Raw genomic sequence first — 13,632 nt, 5'->3', positions numbered from 1 at the left:
TGAGGACACAGCGCGGCCGAAGGCTGCGCAACCCGGCGAACCAATGCGGCCACAGCACCAGGTCCCGATCCGTCGCGTTGGCCGCCCCCGGGGTGGTGACGACTTCCGCGCTCACCGCGTGCGGTGGCGGATCCTCCGGTGCGGGCAGGGCCGGTGACACCGACGTGGCCTCGATCCCCGGCCCGGCCGCGAGCGCCGGATCTGCCGGGCCGAGCGCCGACCCCGACTCCGGCCGCCCCCAACTGCGCCTGGACGGCTGCGAGGAGGAACACCGGAGACTCAACAACGCCTGGGTGTCCTGCCTTCAGAACCACGAGGTGAAGACGTACACGAAAAGATCGGCGGGCGCCGAATGGATCCTCCCGGGCGTGAACGCTTCGGCTTTTCCCGCATCGGCGAAGGTCTGCGCCTCGAAGCAACCACTTCAGCCTGTGGAGACGGACCCGAAGAAGAACCCGCACTACGCGGATGACTTCCGCGAATGGATCAGGTGCATGAACTCCAAGGGGCTCAAGGTTGTCGGGCTGCCCGACAACGCGGGCTGGAACTACGCCTCCGACAACCAGCCGGCCAATTCGGATGACATCGAGAGCAGTTGCCGGCTGGAGGAATTCCGTGCGAAGAAGTGAGCACGCTCAGGCCGACGAGCCGCCCGGCAGCGGGACGCCGGGGAAAGCGCGGAAACGGGTCGTCATCGCGGTGTCCGCAGTGCTCACGGCAGGCGTGGTGGGGGTCAGCCTGGCCGGGGTGAGAAGTGGTGGGAAGCCGTCGGGCGCCGCGGCGAGCGATGCGCCCCGGGTGAGCACCGTCGCGGTGGTCAGGACCGACCTGTCCAGCACCCTTTCGCTGCACGGAACCCTGGGCTACGGCAGGACCGTATCGGTGAAGGGCGGCAAGGACGGCCTGGTCACCCAGCTGCCGGCGGTGGGGGCCAAGGTGTCCAGGGGCAGGTCCCTGTACCGGCTGGACGATCGTCCCGTGCCGGTGTTCTACGGGACCACACCGCTGTTCCGCCCCCTGGACACCAGGGGTCTCTTGGGCAGGGACGTCAAGGTGGTCGCGGACAACCTCAGGGCGCTCGGCTACGACATCGGCGCCCAGCCGGCGTCGGGCAGTTGGGTCGCGCAACGGCCGGAGCCGACCGGCGCCGCGAGCGCCCCGCCGTCCCCGTCGCCATCCTCGTCCCCGTCCCCGTCGCCGTCGCCGTCCTACGTCCAGGTCAAGCCCGGCGAGGGGGTGCTCACCGCCTCCCTGATCGCGGCGGTCGGGCGGTGGCAGACCCAGGTCGGTATGCCCTCCACCGGGGTCCTCGGCGCCGGCGACGTGGCGGTGCTGCCGGGCGAGGTACGGGTCGCTTCCGTACAGGCGCAGCCCGGTGACCCGGCCACCGGAACGCTGATGTCGGTCACCGGTACCGCCAAGTCGGTGTCGGTGCCGGTGGACGCGACCGACGTCGACTCGATCCAGCACGGTGACAAGGCGACCGTGACGCTGCCCGACAACTCCGAGGCCCATGGCACCGTCTCGGCCATCAGCACGGATGCCCAGGCCTCCGACCAGGCAGGCGGTGACTCCGGCGGCACACCGCAGCTGGTGGTGACCGTCTCGCTGGACAGCACGGCGGCGCTGCGCCGCCTCAACTCCGCACCCGTACAAGTGCAGTTCACCGGGCAGACAAAGAAGGGCGTACTGGCCGTGCCGGTCGGCGCGCTGCTCGCGCTGAGCGGCGGCGGCTACGCGCTCCAGCTCCCCGGTGGCCGTCTGCTGGCCGTCGAGACGGGGATGTTCGCCAAGGGACTGGTGGAAGTGAGAGGCACCGGCATCACCGCGGGCACCAAGGTGGCAACGGCCTCATGACCGACCACACACGTCCGGTACTCACCGTCCGCAACGCGAGCATGGCGTATCCCGGCGGGGTCAACGCGCTGGACGATGTCTCGCTGGCCATCGGGACCGGTGAACTGCTGGCCATCGTCGGACCCTCCGGATCCGGCAAGTCCACTCTGCTGAACATCATGGGCACCCTGGACCGGCCGACGAGCGGCACCGTGGAGATCGGCGGCCGGGACGTTTCCTCGCTGTCCGACCGGCGGTTGTCCGCGCTGCGTGGCTGCTGGCTGGGCTTCGTCTTCCAGCAGTTCCATCTCACCGAGGGGCTGACCGCAGCCGAGAACGTCGCCGCCGGCCTGCTCTACGCGGGTGTGCCGCGCGGCCGGCGCCGTCCGTTGGCGCTGGAGGCGCTGGCCCGGGTCGGCCTGGGCCACCGGGCCGGACACCTCTCGCACCAGCTCTCCGGCGGTGAACGCCAGCGCGTCGCCATCGCCCGGGCCCTGGTCAACAACCCCGCGCTGGTGCTCGCCGACGAGCCCACCGGCGCGCTGGACACCGCCAACGGACGGGCCGTCCTCGAACTGCTGACCGAGCTGAACGACGAGGGCACCACCATCGCGATCATCACCCACGACCGGGACATCGCCGAGCGGCTGCCCCGCCGGGTCGAGATCCTCGACGGACGCCTCGTCGCCGACACCTATGAGGAGTCATGAACACCACCGTCAACGAGGCGAACAGCAGGCCGGTACGGCTGGCCCCGCTGGACCTCCTGGGGCTGGGTCTGCTCGGCATCCGTACCCGGAAGATGCGGGCCGCGCTGTCGGCCCTTGGCATCTCGATCGGCATCGCCACCATGATCGTCGTCACCGGGATCCCGGCCTCCAGCCAGAAGGCACTGTTGAACGAGCTCTCGGCGATGGGCACCAACATGCTCCAGGCGCAGCCGGTCCCCAATCCGAATTCGCCGGTCCTCCTTCCCCCGGAATCGGTGGACATGGTTCGGCGGATCGGTCCGGTCACCATGGTCAGCGCCGTTGCCAACACCCATGCCAGCGTGCACCGTTCGGACCGCGTCGACCCCGACGACTACGCCGGACTCACCATCCTGGCCAGCAAGGACAACCTGCTCCCGGCCATCAACGCCGAGGTGCGGTCAGGCCGCTTCCTCAACGCCGCCACCGAAAGGTTCCCCACCGCGGTACTCGGTTCGGTCGCCGCCACCCGGCTCGGCTTCGCGAAGCTGAACGACCGGGGACCAGCCCCGCAGATCTACATCAACGACCGCTGGTTCACTGTCATCGGCATCCTTGCCCAGACCCCGCTCTCCCCCGACATCGACCGCTCGGTACTCGTCGGATGGGACGCCGCCCGCGCCCAGTTGAAGTTCGGCGGACACCCCACGGTGATCTACATCAAGGCCAGGGAATCCGCCATGGAGGCGGTCCGGGGCGTACTGCCCGCCACGGTCTACCCGGAACTGCCCGGCATGGTCCAGATCAGCCGCCCGTCCGACGCGCTGGCCGCGAAGCGCGCCACCCAGACCACCTTCTCCGCCCTCTTCCTGGGACTCGCCGGAGTCGCGCTGCTGGTCGGCGGTATCGGAGTGGCCAACACCATGGTCATCTCGGTCCTCGAACGCCGCCGTGAGATCGGCCTGCGCCGCGCGCTGGGCGCCAACAGGGGCCAGATCCGCGGCCAGTTCCTCACTGAGTCCGTCGTACTGTCCGCGCTCGGCGGCGTGGCCGGTACGGTCCTCGGCGTCCTGGCCACCGTCGGCTACGCCACCTACCAGCACTGGCCGCCGGTCGTCCCGCTCACCTCGGTGGCGGAAGGGTTCGGCGGCGCCGTACTCGTCGGCATCATCGCCGGTGTCTACCCGTCCATCAGGGCCGCCCGCCTCACCCCCACCGAGGCCCTCGCGTCAGCATGAACGACACGGACGAAGGGCGTTGGGCCGTTGCACGGCCCAACGCCCTTGCGTATGTGCCTACTTCTGGAAGGCTTTCACCTGGCAGGCGGTTTCGATCTCGTTGAAGTGCGGAGGATTCGGCTGGCTCTGGTCGAAGGAGTAGTCGGAGCCGCCGGGGGCCATAGTGGCCCTGATGCCGTGGGCGTTCAGGCACTTCACCATGACCCGCAGGTCGTCGGAGTAGTCCGGATTCTGGGCCGGGTCCAGCTCCGGCGGCGTGACCGGCTGCTTCGACGCGCAGGCCTTCGCTCCGGCCTTCTCGGCCGGGGTGGTCGGCGCCCCCTTCAGCGGGCCGCCCTTCGCCCTCAGGCAGGCGTACCAGCTGTCCCACATCCGGTTGGTCTCCTCGGTGGAGCTGTCCAGCCGGATAACGGGGCGGCCGGCGTCGGGGTCCGTTGTCCGCGTCGGTGTCCCAACTGCCTTGCCCGGGCTCGCGATCGAGGCGACACCGCTGTCGCCGGCACTGCTTCCGTCACTCCCGCTGCCCGAGCCGCCGCCACCGCACGCGGTGAGGACGACAAGGCCCGTTGCGCCGATGGCGGTGAACAGGGCTGCCCGCGCGGAACGGCCGGAGACCGGCCACCTGCGATGAGAGGGGTTCGTCATGGCGGCCACTGTGGCCGAACGATATGACGATCCTGTCAGGTTGCCGACAGGGACCTGTCTGAAACGGCCGGGCAGCCGACCTCGGGCCTCCGTACGAATAGTCGGTTGCCGACAGCCAAGGCGCCCGGCAACGGCGTAGCCACCGTGAGCGGTCGTGCGCCGCCCACGACCGATGGGACACAACTGATGTTGGCTTTCGCGGCGGCTGTGCTCTTGGGCATCGCCTTCATCATCCACGCCACCGAAACGTCGACCGACGTGATCTTCAGTTCGACGAGCCTGCTGTACCTCGGCCTCACACTGTTCGCCCTGCATGTGGCCGGTGTCGGGCCCGGTTGGTCCGGCAAGGGCCGCAGCCGTCGCCGCTGAGCGGCGTTCGCCGACCAACACACGGCGCAGGAAGCGCTGGTTCATGCACCACCGACGCCTCGCCCGCGACTACGAGACCCACCCGCACCGCTCCGAAGCCATGATCCACCTCGCCATGATCGACCTCATGGCCCGCAGACTCACCGGCGAAACCCCCCGAACCGGCGCGGAACCTGACACGGGACCAAACACGAATCACCGGACCAAACGCTCAGCCAGAAAGGGAACGATTCTAAGCACGCACTGCACGGGGCTGAATATTTCACCGGAGGAAACCAGAATGTTGATTCAGGCAGCCCGAGGCCTAGCCATCCGCCACGTTCGCCAGAAAGTTCCGATTTACGCAATCAGGTGATCAAGTGCTGTTCTGGCGGCAGCCAGGCTGTCCATTGTGGACGAAAGGCGATTTCGCTCCTGATTCATTGCGGTCAAAGCTTCCCGGGCTCTGTCCATGTTGGGCTCCGCCATGCAGGGGACCATCTGAGCGATGGTTCTGCTGGACATTCCGGCGGCCAGGAAGCTCTGAACCAGCGCCACCCGCTGGACGTGCTCGTCGTCGTAGCACCGCTGGCCGCTGGGGGACCTTGTGCTGACCAGCAAGCCCTGCTGCTCGTAGTAGCGCAGTGATCGACGGCTTGCCCCTGTCCGGGCGGACAGTTCACCGATCCACATCTCAACCCCTCGTGTGCATTGGGTCACAGCGACTTGCCCCTGACATCGATGTGAGTGTTTAGGTTAACCCCACGGCTCGCGATCCGCCGCCAGGGCATCTGGTTGCCGACCTCTCGCGTCCGCGAGCACGAAAAGGAGAAGTCGGTGATCAAGTTCGCTTTCATGATCAACCGTATCGATGGAATGACCTTCGAGGAATTCGTTGAGCATCACCGAAATCGCCACGCCCCGTTGTTCACCTCCATTCCAGAAGCGCGGCAGTACGTGAAGAAGTACACCGTCTCCCACCCGGTACCCGCCGAAGGGTATCCGGACCCCGCCTACGACGGCCTCACTGAAATCTGGTTTGAAAGCTGGGCGGATCACGACGCCTTCTTCGCGTCGAAGAATTACAAGAAGTCGGTGAACCCGGACGAGAGCAAGTTCATCGATATGAAGTCAGTGGCAATAATGGTCACTGAAGAAAGGATTGTGATTTAACCCTTTGAGCGCTTTATGCGGCGGGGCATCAACGTGATGGAGGCCCAGCGATCAGGGTTTTAGAGTGCTGGACGGGCCGTTCGTAGTCGCGGGCATGTTGGCGGGCGTGCACGATGCAGGCACAAGAATCTCTCGACGACCCGGCGGCGGGGTATACCGACGAATCCGGAGCTGTCCTTGGGGCGGCTTTCCTTGGGCTCGTGGCGATCACGTATCCGTCGATCGTTCCCACCCTGACGGGTAGCCCTGGTGGCGTGGTGGGCCTTCTCCGTATACCTGAGCCCGGATCCACCGGCTTGATTCCCGGTTGATCGTTTCTGGGTCGTGCGGGCCGTGTTGGGGCTGAGCTGTGGATTCGGGCATGGGGTGGCCGCTGGTCTGACCAGCTCTTCCCCTCTGTCCACAGGTCTCGGGCCCTTTCGGGCAGGTCGGTCAGGGAGCGTCAGAGGGCGGGCGGTGCATGCACCGTGCTGAACAGCTGGGTGAAGTCCTCGCTCCAGGGCCAGCGCTCGGGCAGGTGCAGGGTGAGGCGGCGGGCGGTGCGGGCCAGGCGGGCGGGCACGTTGATCAGGAGGTCACGGATGGTGGCGGTGGTCGCCCTGGCATGGAAGGCGAAGGTCAGGGCGCCGGCGGCGCGGCTCAGGTTGTGTGCCAGGGCCGCCAGGGCGAGCCACACGGCAATGGCCTGGGAATGACCGGACGGCGCGTGGGCGCGGCACGCAGCGGGGCCGGCCCGTCCGCGCCGCGAGGCCGTCCCCGGCTGCGCGCAAAGCCACTCGCGGGTATCGCGTGCCGGGCCGTGGCCGAGGGGCGGCGGAACCGGACGGCGCAGGCCGGCGGGCAGCGAGGAGACCGACGCGCTCGGCGGCATCATCGCCGCGGGCCCCGTCGGCCTGTCGGGCCGCGACGCCCCGACGGGCACGGGCACCCCGTTGCGGAGATGATCGGACGACGAGGCACCAGCGTCGGAGCAAGCGCGTGGAGGCAGAACAGTGAGCGCGGACGGACAGCGGAACGCGACCGACGCCGCCCAGGGACACGGCGGCCGCGGGCCCGGGCGACTGCACTGCCTGGTCACCGGAGCGTCCGGCTACGTCGGCGGACGCCTGGTACCGGAGCTGCTGGAGGCCGGCCACCGGGTACGCTGCCTGGCCCGTTCACCGGACAGACTCCGTGACCATCCCTGGACCGGCGACGCCGAGACGGTTCGCGGCGACGTCACGGACCCCGAGTCGATCGCCGCAGCCATGCGCGACATCGACGTCGCCTACTACCTGGTGCACGCCCTCGGATCCGGCGCCAGGTTCGAGGACACCGACCGCCGCGCCGCTCACATCTTCGCCGAGCAGGCACAGGCCGCCGGTGTACGACGGATCGTCTATCTCGGCGGACTCACCCCGAAAGACGTGCCCGAAAACTCCCTGTCCCCCCACCTGCGGTCCCGAGCCGAGGTGGGACGGATCTTCCTGGAGTCGCCGGTGCCCGCCACCGTACTGCGGGCCGCCGTCGTCATCGGCTCCGGATCGGCCTCCTTCGAGATGCTGCGCTACCTCACCGAGCGATTGCCGGTGATGGTCACCCCGAGCTGGGTGCACACCCTCACCCAGCCCATCGGGGTGCGCGACGTGCTGCGCTACCTCGTCGGCTCCGCGACCATGCCGGACGACGTCAACCGGACGTTCGACATCGGCGGGCCGGACGTCCTCACCTACCGCGAGATGATGCGCCGCTACGCCCTCGTCGCCGGACTGCGCCGACGGCTCGTCGTGCCCGTTCCGATCCTGACGCCCAGGCTGTCCAGCCACTGGGTCGGTCTCGTCACGCCCGTGCCCGCCCCCATCGCCCGCCCCCTCACGGAGTCCCTGCGCCACGAGGTCATCTGCCACGAGCACGACATCGCCCGCTACCTGCCCGACCAGCCGGGCCGGCCACTGCCCTTCGACCAGGCGCTCGCCCTGGCGCTCCAGCGCGTACGCGAGGCACAGGTGGTCACCCGCTGGTCGTCGGCCTCCGTCCCGGGGGCACCCAGCGACCCGCTGCCCACGGACCCGGACTGGGCGGGCGGCAGCCTCTACGAGGACGAACGGCAGGCCTCGGTCGACGCGTCGGGGCAGGCGTTGTGGAAAGTGATCGAGGGCATCGGCGGCGACAACGGCTGGTACTCCTTCCCGTTGGCCTGGGCGGTCCGGGGCTGGATGGACCGGTTCGTCGGCGGGGTCGGCCTGCGCCGCGGCCGGCGTGACGCCCAGCTCCTTCGGGTCGGCGACTCGCTCGACTTCTGGCGGGTCGAGGAGATCGAGCGCGGACGGCTCCTGCGGCTGCGGGCGGAGATGCGGCTGCCGGGCCTGGCCTGGCTGGAGATGTACTGCGAGACGGATACCGAGGGCCGCACCCGTTACCGGCAGCGCGCGCTGTTCCACCCCCGCGGTCTGCTCGGCCATGTCTACTGGTGGTCCGTCTCCCCCTTCCACGCAGTCGTCTTCGGAGGCATGGCTCGCAACATCACCCGGGCCGCCGCCAAGAGCACCGACGGGCCCAGGCATGCCCGTCACACCGTGCGGCCCTGAGACGACCGCAGCGGACCGAGATCCCACGGGTAGCGCAGGCAGCCACTCCTGTGCGGGAGTGACAGTGCCACGCGTTCCGGATCTCCTGTCCAACCAGATCCGTCATGCCGTCCTCGTCTCGGCGGTGGTGCCTCCCGACGGCACACGGGCGCTCGATCAGATCGATACCGGCGTACGGCAGGCGGTGGAGCAGTCCAACGTCGGCAGCGTCTACGACCAGACGCGTGCGGGTGCCGCCGCGAGGCTGTGCAACGACATGGACGAGACGACCGCTGCGTCCGTGCAGGACCGGGTGATCGACGACTCGACCGCCCTGCTGAGAGAGCCGGTCGAGCTGAGCGGCCACGGGCGCGAGATCCCCCGGACCCATGTGCGCACCTCACCCGGGAGCACTGCTACGTGGAGGAACGCCCGCAGCGGTCCATCGCGTTGCTCCGGCCGACCGTCGTCGATCTCGACACCGGCCACATGGCGATGATCTGCGCATCTTGCCAACTGGCCGCCGTTCTCAACGCGGTTCACCCCTGACGACGATCGTCGTCGGCGGTTCCCTCACGGCCCGGTCCACACCGGCCGCCGCCGCTCGGCGAACGCACGCGGGCCTTCCTGGGCATCCTCCAAGTCGAGCACTGCGCGGTATCCGGACGGACTGGTCGGCGCGGACCCATCGGTGAAGGCGAGGCCTTATGGACCCTGCGGCCCGAAGCCTTCGGCCTTGATCTGCCTTCGGCGTGGTGGAGATGCTCGCAGAGTGCGGCACCGGCCGGATACCGCAGCCGCCCCTCGCCGTGGAACCCGAACCCATGAGGGCCGACACCCCCTCATCCGGCACCAACCTCGCCTCCGGCTCCCCCTCCCTCCCCCAATCAGCCTTCCCCGAAGCCGACTTCAACTGGTCCCTTCGCCACCACCGGCCCGGTCTTCGTCCCGGCAGGCGTCCTGTGCGGCCTGCTCGGAACCCTCCTGTCCGCCGACAGGACCACCCCACGCGACCACAACCGCTACGAGACTCCCGAACCCGTCCTGCTCGCCGGACCACCAAATCCCCGCAGCGACCGACGGCGAGCGTGCCCCCGGGTCGGCGCGGACCGGGCCGGTGCGGACCTGCGGAGTCTTCCTCAGGCCCGCCCGGCACACGGCTTCGTCATCGGGTGGCGAACTTCCCCAGCGTGTCCGGGGAACCGTTGAACCTGTCGTGATCGCCGACCGTCGCCCCCGACGAGGTGTACTGCCACATCGTGTACGCCGACCAGCCCGCCGGGAGCGTCCCCGGCGAGGAGGCGTACCGGGCGACCCACAGGGGGTTGGTGGAAGCGAAACCGCGGTAGCCGCCCGTGCAGAGGGTCCACCAACTGGTGGACGTGTAGATGACCGCGTCGCGGCCGGTGCGGGCCCGGTAGCGGCCGAGGAAGTCACCGATCCAGGTGACCATGCCGACGGCGGACTTGCCGTAGCAGGAGTCCCCGTAGGGGTTCCACTCGATGTCGAGTGCGCCGGGAAGCGTGCGGCCGTCGGCGGCCCAGGCACCGCCGTGGTCGACGAAGTAGTCCGCCTGGGCGGTGCCGCTGCCGGAGTCCGGTGTGGCGAAGTGGTAGGCCCCGCGGACCATCCCGATGTCGTAGGCGGCCTCGTACTGCCCGCCGAAGTAGGGGTTCCGGTAGGAGGTGCCTTCTGTGGCCTTCGTGTAGGCCCATCGGGTGCCGCTGTTCCACAGCGTGGACCAGGCCACGTCACGCTGGTGGCTGGAGACGTCGACGCCCTCGGTCTGCCCGGCCCGTGTGGCCGGGGGGACCGCATCGGGCGTACCGGTGATTCCGTCGTGGGCCATCACGCCGATGCCCATGTACGCGCTGCCGCGCACAGGTGCGGGTTCCGTCGCCGCGGTCGCGGCGGGCGTCGCGGGCACTCCGGCCGCGGTCAGGAGGATGCCGGACAGGACCACGGCCAGACGCAGGCGCGAACGGCCGTACCAGGATGATATGGATCTTCGCATGGCATCCATCTGATCCTCGGTCGCGCCGAGTCGCACGTCATGTACCGCCAATGACGTCGCCACGGGCACCGCAGCGGCCGGCCGAGGCCGACGGCGGACGGAGCGGGGGGGGACCGTAGCACCGGATGTCTGTGTGCACGTTCGGGCCGTTGCCCATCGGGCGCGAAGAGTGAACCGCCGCTCCGCCGCGCCTCTGTGCGCCCTTCGCCCGATGCCCGTCACGCAGGACGATGCTCAAGCCACCACGAGCGGCGAGCGCGGATACGCGTGTGCCGGGGATCGGCCGTGGGCCGGCGTGCGGGCTGGTCGTAGACGACACGAGCGAGGAGCGGAAATTGGCTGTGGTGATGTTCATGCGCTGGACCGGAGTCACCCCCGAGCAGTACAACACCGTGCGGGACACCGTGGGCTGGGAGGAGAACTCCCCCGCCGGCAGTCAGGTCCACGTGGCATGGTTCGACGCACAGGGACTCAACGTGACCGACGTCTGGGACTCGGAGCAGGCCTTCCAGACCTTCTTCAGCGAACGGCTGGCTCCTGCAGTCGAGAAGGCGGGCATCACCGGCGAGCCGGAGAGCGAGTTCTGCCCGCTGTACAGGCGCTTCATCTCCCCCGGGGTCCTCGGGGCCGCGTGAACCGGTCATCGGCCGCGAGGCGGCCGCTCTGACAGGGGCCTGACGCATGGATGCGGACATCGGGCGAAACGCCCACTTCTCTCGATGTCCGCGAGCCCAGGAAGCCCTGCGTTCCACGCAGCCTCGCATCCACAACCTCCTGCACCACAGACGGGCCACCCCGGCATGGGGGTCCAGCGATACACGTTTCGTGGAGCGCAGATCAGCACGCCTTACAACAACATCGACGGGGTCGATCCCGACGGAGCACGCTTCCGCCGGACCAACCACGAGGATGTGGCCTTCGTCGGCCAGGTCAGCGAATACCTCGCCTGATCCAACGGGTCACGCGGAGAGCCTGATGCTCGGTCAACGGGTACGTCCGGTTCGGCGGTCGGAGACGGGAAAACCGGCACCGGAAACGGTGCACGGCGTCCCGTCCCCGATGCACGACCTCGAACTCGACCGCCGCGGCGCGGAGATGCTCTTCGAGGTCCTGACGGAGCGCGAGGAGAAGAACAGCATTGCGATTGCCTCCAACGAGGCGTTCATGAAAACGCATACGCTCCGGCGAACTCGTGCGAGGCGGCGCCGAAAGTCAACGGGTTCGCCTACCGGGTACTGCGATCAGTCGTCGGAGAAGGAGAGACAGACCGAAGTCGGCTCCAGAGTCACTTGGTTCTGGGTGTAACAGTCCGCTTGTCGGGTGGCGACTGCGGCTCCGCAGCCCCTGCAGACCAGATTCAGGCCATCGCCGCCTGCAGGGCCTTGGCAGCAGCCGATTGATCGCCTGAGGTCGGGATGCTGTTCGGCGCCGATCAAGTCGGTGGGGTGCACGATGAAGCCCGGGACGTCGTTGCTGAACTCGCTCAGCCGAAAATTGGGGGCATAGGTGCCGCAGGACACGCGGGCCGGACGTGTCCGGACACCCGGGATCTCCGACATCGGCACCGAAGGCGGCACTTTCACCTTGGTGACCGGTCCGGTGAGGGGGCGTCGGCAGTGGTCACACAAGAAGCGCGGCATTCTGCTGATTCTGCAGATCGAACACTGCCGTGCCCAGCGAATTTGTCGCGTCAGTCATGCGTCAGGCAGACGGCCCGATCCGATGCGATGCGATGCGGTCGGCGAGACAGATCATGGTGGCTTCCGGGTCCATGCCGAACTCGGCGGCGGCGAGCTTGGGATCGAGGGTGTTGCCCAGGTCGGCCAGGCGGGTGCAGCGCAGGGTCCGAGGCGGGACGCCGCAGGGGTCCAGGATGTGGGCTGAGATACGCCGTCGAGGCTGCTGCCCTGCCGGATTCGGTGATCTTGGTGACGACCACGTGGGGATTGTCGGTGCGCTGGTTTTCGCGGTGGACCAGGCAGCGTTGCAGCGCTGACCAACTGGCCGCGACCGTGACGTTTCCACAGGCTCCGGCCCTGCCCGAGGAGTTGGACAGACTGATGCGCCGAATGCGCCTGCCCTATATGCGCAAAGCCGCCCCGATGTGCCGGCTACCGCCCGCGCGCAACACTGGGACCCCGCCGAGGTCCTGCGGCTGCTGATAACCGAGGAGGTCACCGGCCGCGATGCGGCCACCCGGCGCCCGCGTCGCCACTCAGCGAACTTCCCCACCGGAAAGACCCTGGGGTCCTGGCGGGTCAAGGACTCCACCATCCCCGAACCCACCCAGAACTCGCTGACCACCCCTGAATGGATCGGCCGCGCCGAGAACTTGATGATCGCCGGCCCGAGCGGCACGGGGAAGAGTCATTTCACCGAGCGACTCGCCCAGGCCGCGACCGAGAAGGACATGCGGGTGTCCTGGTTCACCCTGGAAACGCTGAGCGCCTCGATGGGCAAGTCGAAGGTCGACGGGTCCACCGCACGGACCGTCGCCCGGATCTGTCGCACAGACCTCATCGTCATCGACGACATTGGCCTGCTGCCGTCGGCGAGGACGCCGCCAAGGCGTTCTACCGGATCATCGATGCCGCCCATGAGCGCCGGTCCATCGCGGTGACCAGCAACATTCACCCCTCGGGCTTCGACACGATCATGCCGAAGACTTTCGCGGGCGCGAGCACCAACCGCCTCATGCACCACGCTCACCTCGTGACCACCGCCGGCGACTCGCATCGCCTCGCCGAGGCCCTTGCCGGGAAGGGAGTGGTCCCCTTGAACTGACCGTTCCTAAACAGTGTGCAGGAGTGACATTTGCTGCCAGTTCCCGGAACTGCGCGCGTCCCGAACGGTGTTGGATGCGCTTGTCTCCCGCGTTCGCTGTGTCCCCGTCCGGCGGCGTGCATCGTGTGCACGTTCCGTGGCGGGTGGGCGGGTTTCCTCACGCCCTCGGGCACATGGTCCGGCCTGGACGGTCCGATGCCCCGCAGCATCGCTCTGGTACTGCGGGGGCGGTGCCGTCCGTCGCCGGATCGGGTGCCCGAGGGCGGGGTCTGTAAAGCGAGCGGTGTAACTGGGTTCGGTGTGGCTAGAGTTGGCCTGTGGTGAGGCGGCCGTCGAAGGCCAGGTCGAAGGCATTCATG

Annotated in this window: 16 protein-coding genes and 3 pseudogenes; 15 read left to right on the top strand and 4 right to left on the bottom strand. The window is 68.5% G+C overall.

Annotation, left to right across the window (positions count from 1 at the left end):
* Positions 1-95 precede the first annotated feature (95 nt).
* The 4 genes from ACIRRY_RS49895 to ACIRRY_RS49880 are packed head-to-tail and all read left to right on the top strand — an operon-like array spanning position 96 to position 3,763.
* A complete protein-coding gene (locus ACIRRY_RS49895) occupies positions 96-629 on the top strand; it encodes a hypothetical protein (RefSeq protein ID WP_403987186.1) in 534 nt (177 codons plus the stop codon).
* Complete coding sequence (locus ACIRRY_RS49890; RefSeq protein ID WP_403987183.1) at positions 616-1,857, top strand: hypothetical protein; 1,242 nt, start codon at positions 616-618, stop codon at positions 1,855-1,857. The genes ACIRRY_RS49895 and ACIRRY_RS49890 overlap by 14 nt, the downstream gene beginning before the upstream one ends.
* Positions 1,854-2,546, top strand: a complete 693-nt coding sequence (locus ACIRRY_RS49885) for an ABC transporter ATP-binding protein (protein ID WP_403987180.1) — start codon at positions 1,854-1,856, stop codon at positions 2,544-2,546. The genes ACIRRY_RS49890 and ACIRRY_RS49885 overlap by 4 nt, the downstream gene beginning before the upstream one ends.
* The gene (locus tag ACIRRY_RS49880; RefSeq protein WP_403987177.1) at positions 2,543-3,763 is read left to right on the top strand and encodes an ABC transporter permease; all 1,221 of its coding nucleotides are present in this window, start codon (positions 2,543-2,545) and stop codon (positions 3,761-3,763) included. The genes ACIRRY_RS49885 and ACIRRY_RS49880 overlap by 4 nt, the downstream gene beginning before the upstream one ends.
* Positions 3,764-3,820: 57 nt before the next feature.
* Here ACIRRY_RS49880 and ACIRRY_RS49875 read toward each other — a convergent pair whose 3' ends face one another.
* A complete protein-coding gene (locus tag ACIRRY_RS49875; protein WP_403987174.1) occupies positions 3,821-4,408 on the bottom strand; it encodes a hypothetical protein in 588 nt (195 codons plus the stop codon).
* A 105-nt stretch (positions 4,409-4,513) separates the two neighbouring features.
* On the opposite strand from ACIRRY_RS49875, the gene ACIRRY_RS49870 reads away from it, so the two are divergent.
* Both ACIRRY_RS49870 and ACIRRY_RS49865 read left to right on the top strand, forming a co-directional pair.
* A complete protein-coding gene (locus tag ACIRRY_RS49870) occupies positions 4,514-4,777 on the top strand; it encodes a hypothetical protein (protein WP_403987171.1) in 264 nt (87 codons plus the stop codon).
* Between the two features lie 37 nt (positions 4,778-4,814).
* A pseudogene (locus tag ACIRRY_RS49865) lies at positions 4,815-4,931 on the top strand (IS5/IS1182 family transposase); the annotation flags it as partial.
* Positions 4,932-5,116: 185 nt separating this feature from the next.
* Here ACIRRY_RS49865 and ACIRRY_RS49860 read toward each other — a convergent pair.
* Entirely contained in the window at positions 5,117-5,449 is a 333-nt protein-coding gene (locus ACIRRY_RS49860; protein WP_403987168.1) for a MerR family transcriptional regulator, read from the bottom strand.
* Positions 5,450-5,593: 144 nt separating this feature from the next.
* Between ACIRRY_RS49860 and ACIRRY_RS49855 the strand changes: the two genes are divergently transcribed.
* Positions 5,594-5,929: an EthD domain-containing protein gene (locus ACIRRY_RS49855; protein WP_403987165.1), complete on the top strand. Its 336-nt coding sequence runs from the start codon at positions 5,594-5,596 to the stop codon at positions 5,927-5,929.
* 442 nt (positions 5,930-6,371) lie between these two features.
* On the opposite strand, the pseudogene ACIRRY_RS49850 reads toward ACIRRY_RS49855, so the two are convergent.
* Positions 6,372-6,641 (bottom strand): annotated as a pseudogene (locus tag ACIRRY_RS49850) (transposase); the annotation flags it as partial.
* A gap of 280 nt (positions 6,642-6,921) precedes the next feature.
* Between ACIRRY_RS49850 and ACIRRY_RS49845 the strand changes: the two are divergent.
* The gene (locus ACIRRY_RS49845) at positions 6,922-8,496 is read left to right on the top strand and encodes an SDR family oxidoreductase (RefSeq protein ID WP_403987162.1); all 1,575 of its coding nucleotides are present in this window, start codon (positions 6,922-6,924) and stop codon (positions 8,494-8,496) included.
* 64 nt (positions 8,497-8,560) lie between these two features.
* The gene (locus ACIRRY_RS49840) at positions 8,561-8,974 is read left to right on the top strand and encodes a hypothetical protein (RefSeq protein ID WP_403987159.1); all 414 of its coding nucleotides are present in this window, start codon (positions 8,561-8,563) and stop codon (positions 8,972-8,974) included.
* Positions 8,975-9,640: 666 nt separating this feature from the next.
* Here the strand turns inward: ACIRRY_RS49840 and ACIRRY_RS49835 are convergent.
* Complete coding sequence (locus ACIRRY_RS49835; protein ID WP_403987156.1) at positions 9,641-10,498, bottom strand: lysozyme; 858 nt, start codon at positions 10,496-10,498, stop codon at positions 9,641-9,643.
* Between the two features lie 332 nt (positions 10,499-10,830).
* Here ACIRRY_RS49835 and ACIRRY_RS49830 point away from each other — a divergent pair, with 332 nt between their 5' ends.
* The 6 genes and pseudogenes from ACIRRY_RS49830 to ACIRRY_RS49805 all read left to right on the top strand — a co-directional run bounded on the left by ACIRRY_RS49830 (position 10,831) and on the right by ACIRRY_RS49805 (position 13,273).
* Positions 10,831-11,124, top strand: coding sequence for a hypothetical protein (locus tag ACIRRY_RS49830; protein WP_403987273.1), 294 nt, complete (start codon positions 10,831-10,833; stop codon positions 11,122-11,124).
* 165 nt (positions 11,125-11,289) lie between these two features.
* The gene (locus ACIRRY_RS49825) at positions 11,290-11,439 is read left to right on the top strand and encodes a hypothetical protein (RefSeq protein ID WP_403987153.1); all 150 of its coding nucleotides are present in this window, start codon (positions 11,290-11,292) and stop codon (positions 11,437-11,439) included.
* 118 nt (positions 11,440-11,557) lie between these two features.
* A pseudogene (locus ACIRRY_RS49820) lies at positions 11,558-11,653 on the top strand (AAA family ATPase); the annotation flags it as partial.
* Positions 11,654-11,995: 342 nt separating this feature from the next.
* Positions 11,996-12,373, top strand: a complete 378-nt coding sequence (locus ACIRRY_RS49815) for a hypothetical protein (protein ID WP_403987150.1) — start codon at positions 11,996-11,998, stop codon at positions 12,371-12,373.
* A gap of 220 nt (positions 12,374-12,593) precedes the next feature.
* Positions 12,594-13,109: an ATP-binding protein gene (locus ACIRRY_RS49810; protein WP_403987147.1), complete on the top strand. Its 516-nt coding sequence runs from the start codon at positions 12,594-12,596 to the stop codon at positions 13,107-13,109.
* Complete coding sequence (locus ACIRRY_RS49805) at positions 12,992-13,273, top strand: ATP-binding protein (protein WP_403987269.1); 282 nt, start codon at positions 12,992-12,994, stop codon at positions 13,271-13,273. The genes ACIRRY_RS49810 and ACIRRY_RS49805 overlap by 118 nt, the downstream gene beginning before the upstream one ends.
* Positions 13,274-13,632: the final 359 nt, after the last annotated feature.

Source organism: Streptomyces sp. NPDC101776 (assembly GCF_044766845.1).
GTDB lineage: Bacteria > Actinomycetota > Actinomycetes > Streptomycetales > Streptomycetaceae > Streptomyces.
This window is presented reverse-complemented; position numbering and strand designations above follow the sequence as displayed.

Excerpts from the sequence above, each read along its gene's own strand:
- ACIRRY_RS49885 (WP_403987180.1), top strand. The coding sequence starts at position 1,854 with ATGACCGACCACACACGTCCGGTACTCACCGTCCGCAACGCGAGCATG.
- ACIRRY_RS49880 (WP_403987177.1), top strand. The coding sequence starts at position 2,543 with ATGAACACCACCGTCAACGAGGCGAACAGCAGGCCGGTACGGCTGGCC.
- ACIRRY_RS49875 (WP_403987174.1), bottom strand. The coding sequence starts at position 4,408 with ATGACGAACCCCTCTCATCGCAGGTGGCCGGTCTCCGGCCGTTCCGCG.
- ACIRRY_RS49860 (WP_403987168.1), bottom strand. The coding sequence starts at position 5,449 with ATGTGGATCGGTGAACTGTCCGCCCGGACAGGGGCAAGCCGTCGATCA.
- ACIRRY_RS49835 (WP_403987156.1), bottom strand. The coding sequence starts at position 10,498 with ATGGATGCCATGCGAAGATCCATATCATCCTGGTACGGCCGTTCGCGC.
- ACIRRY_RS49825 (WP_403987153.1), top strand. The coding sequence starts at position 11,290 with ATGGGGGTCCAGCGATACACGTTTCGTGGAGCGCAGATCAGCACGCCT.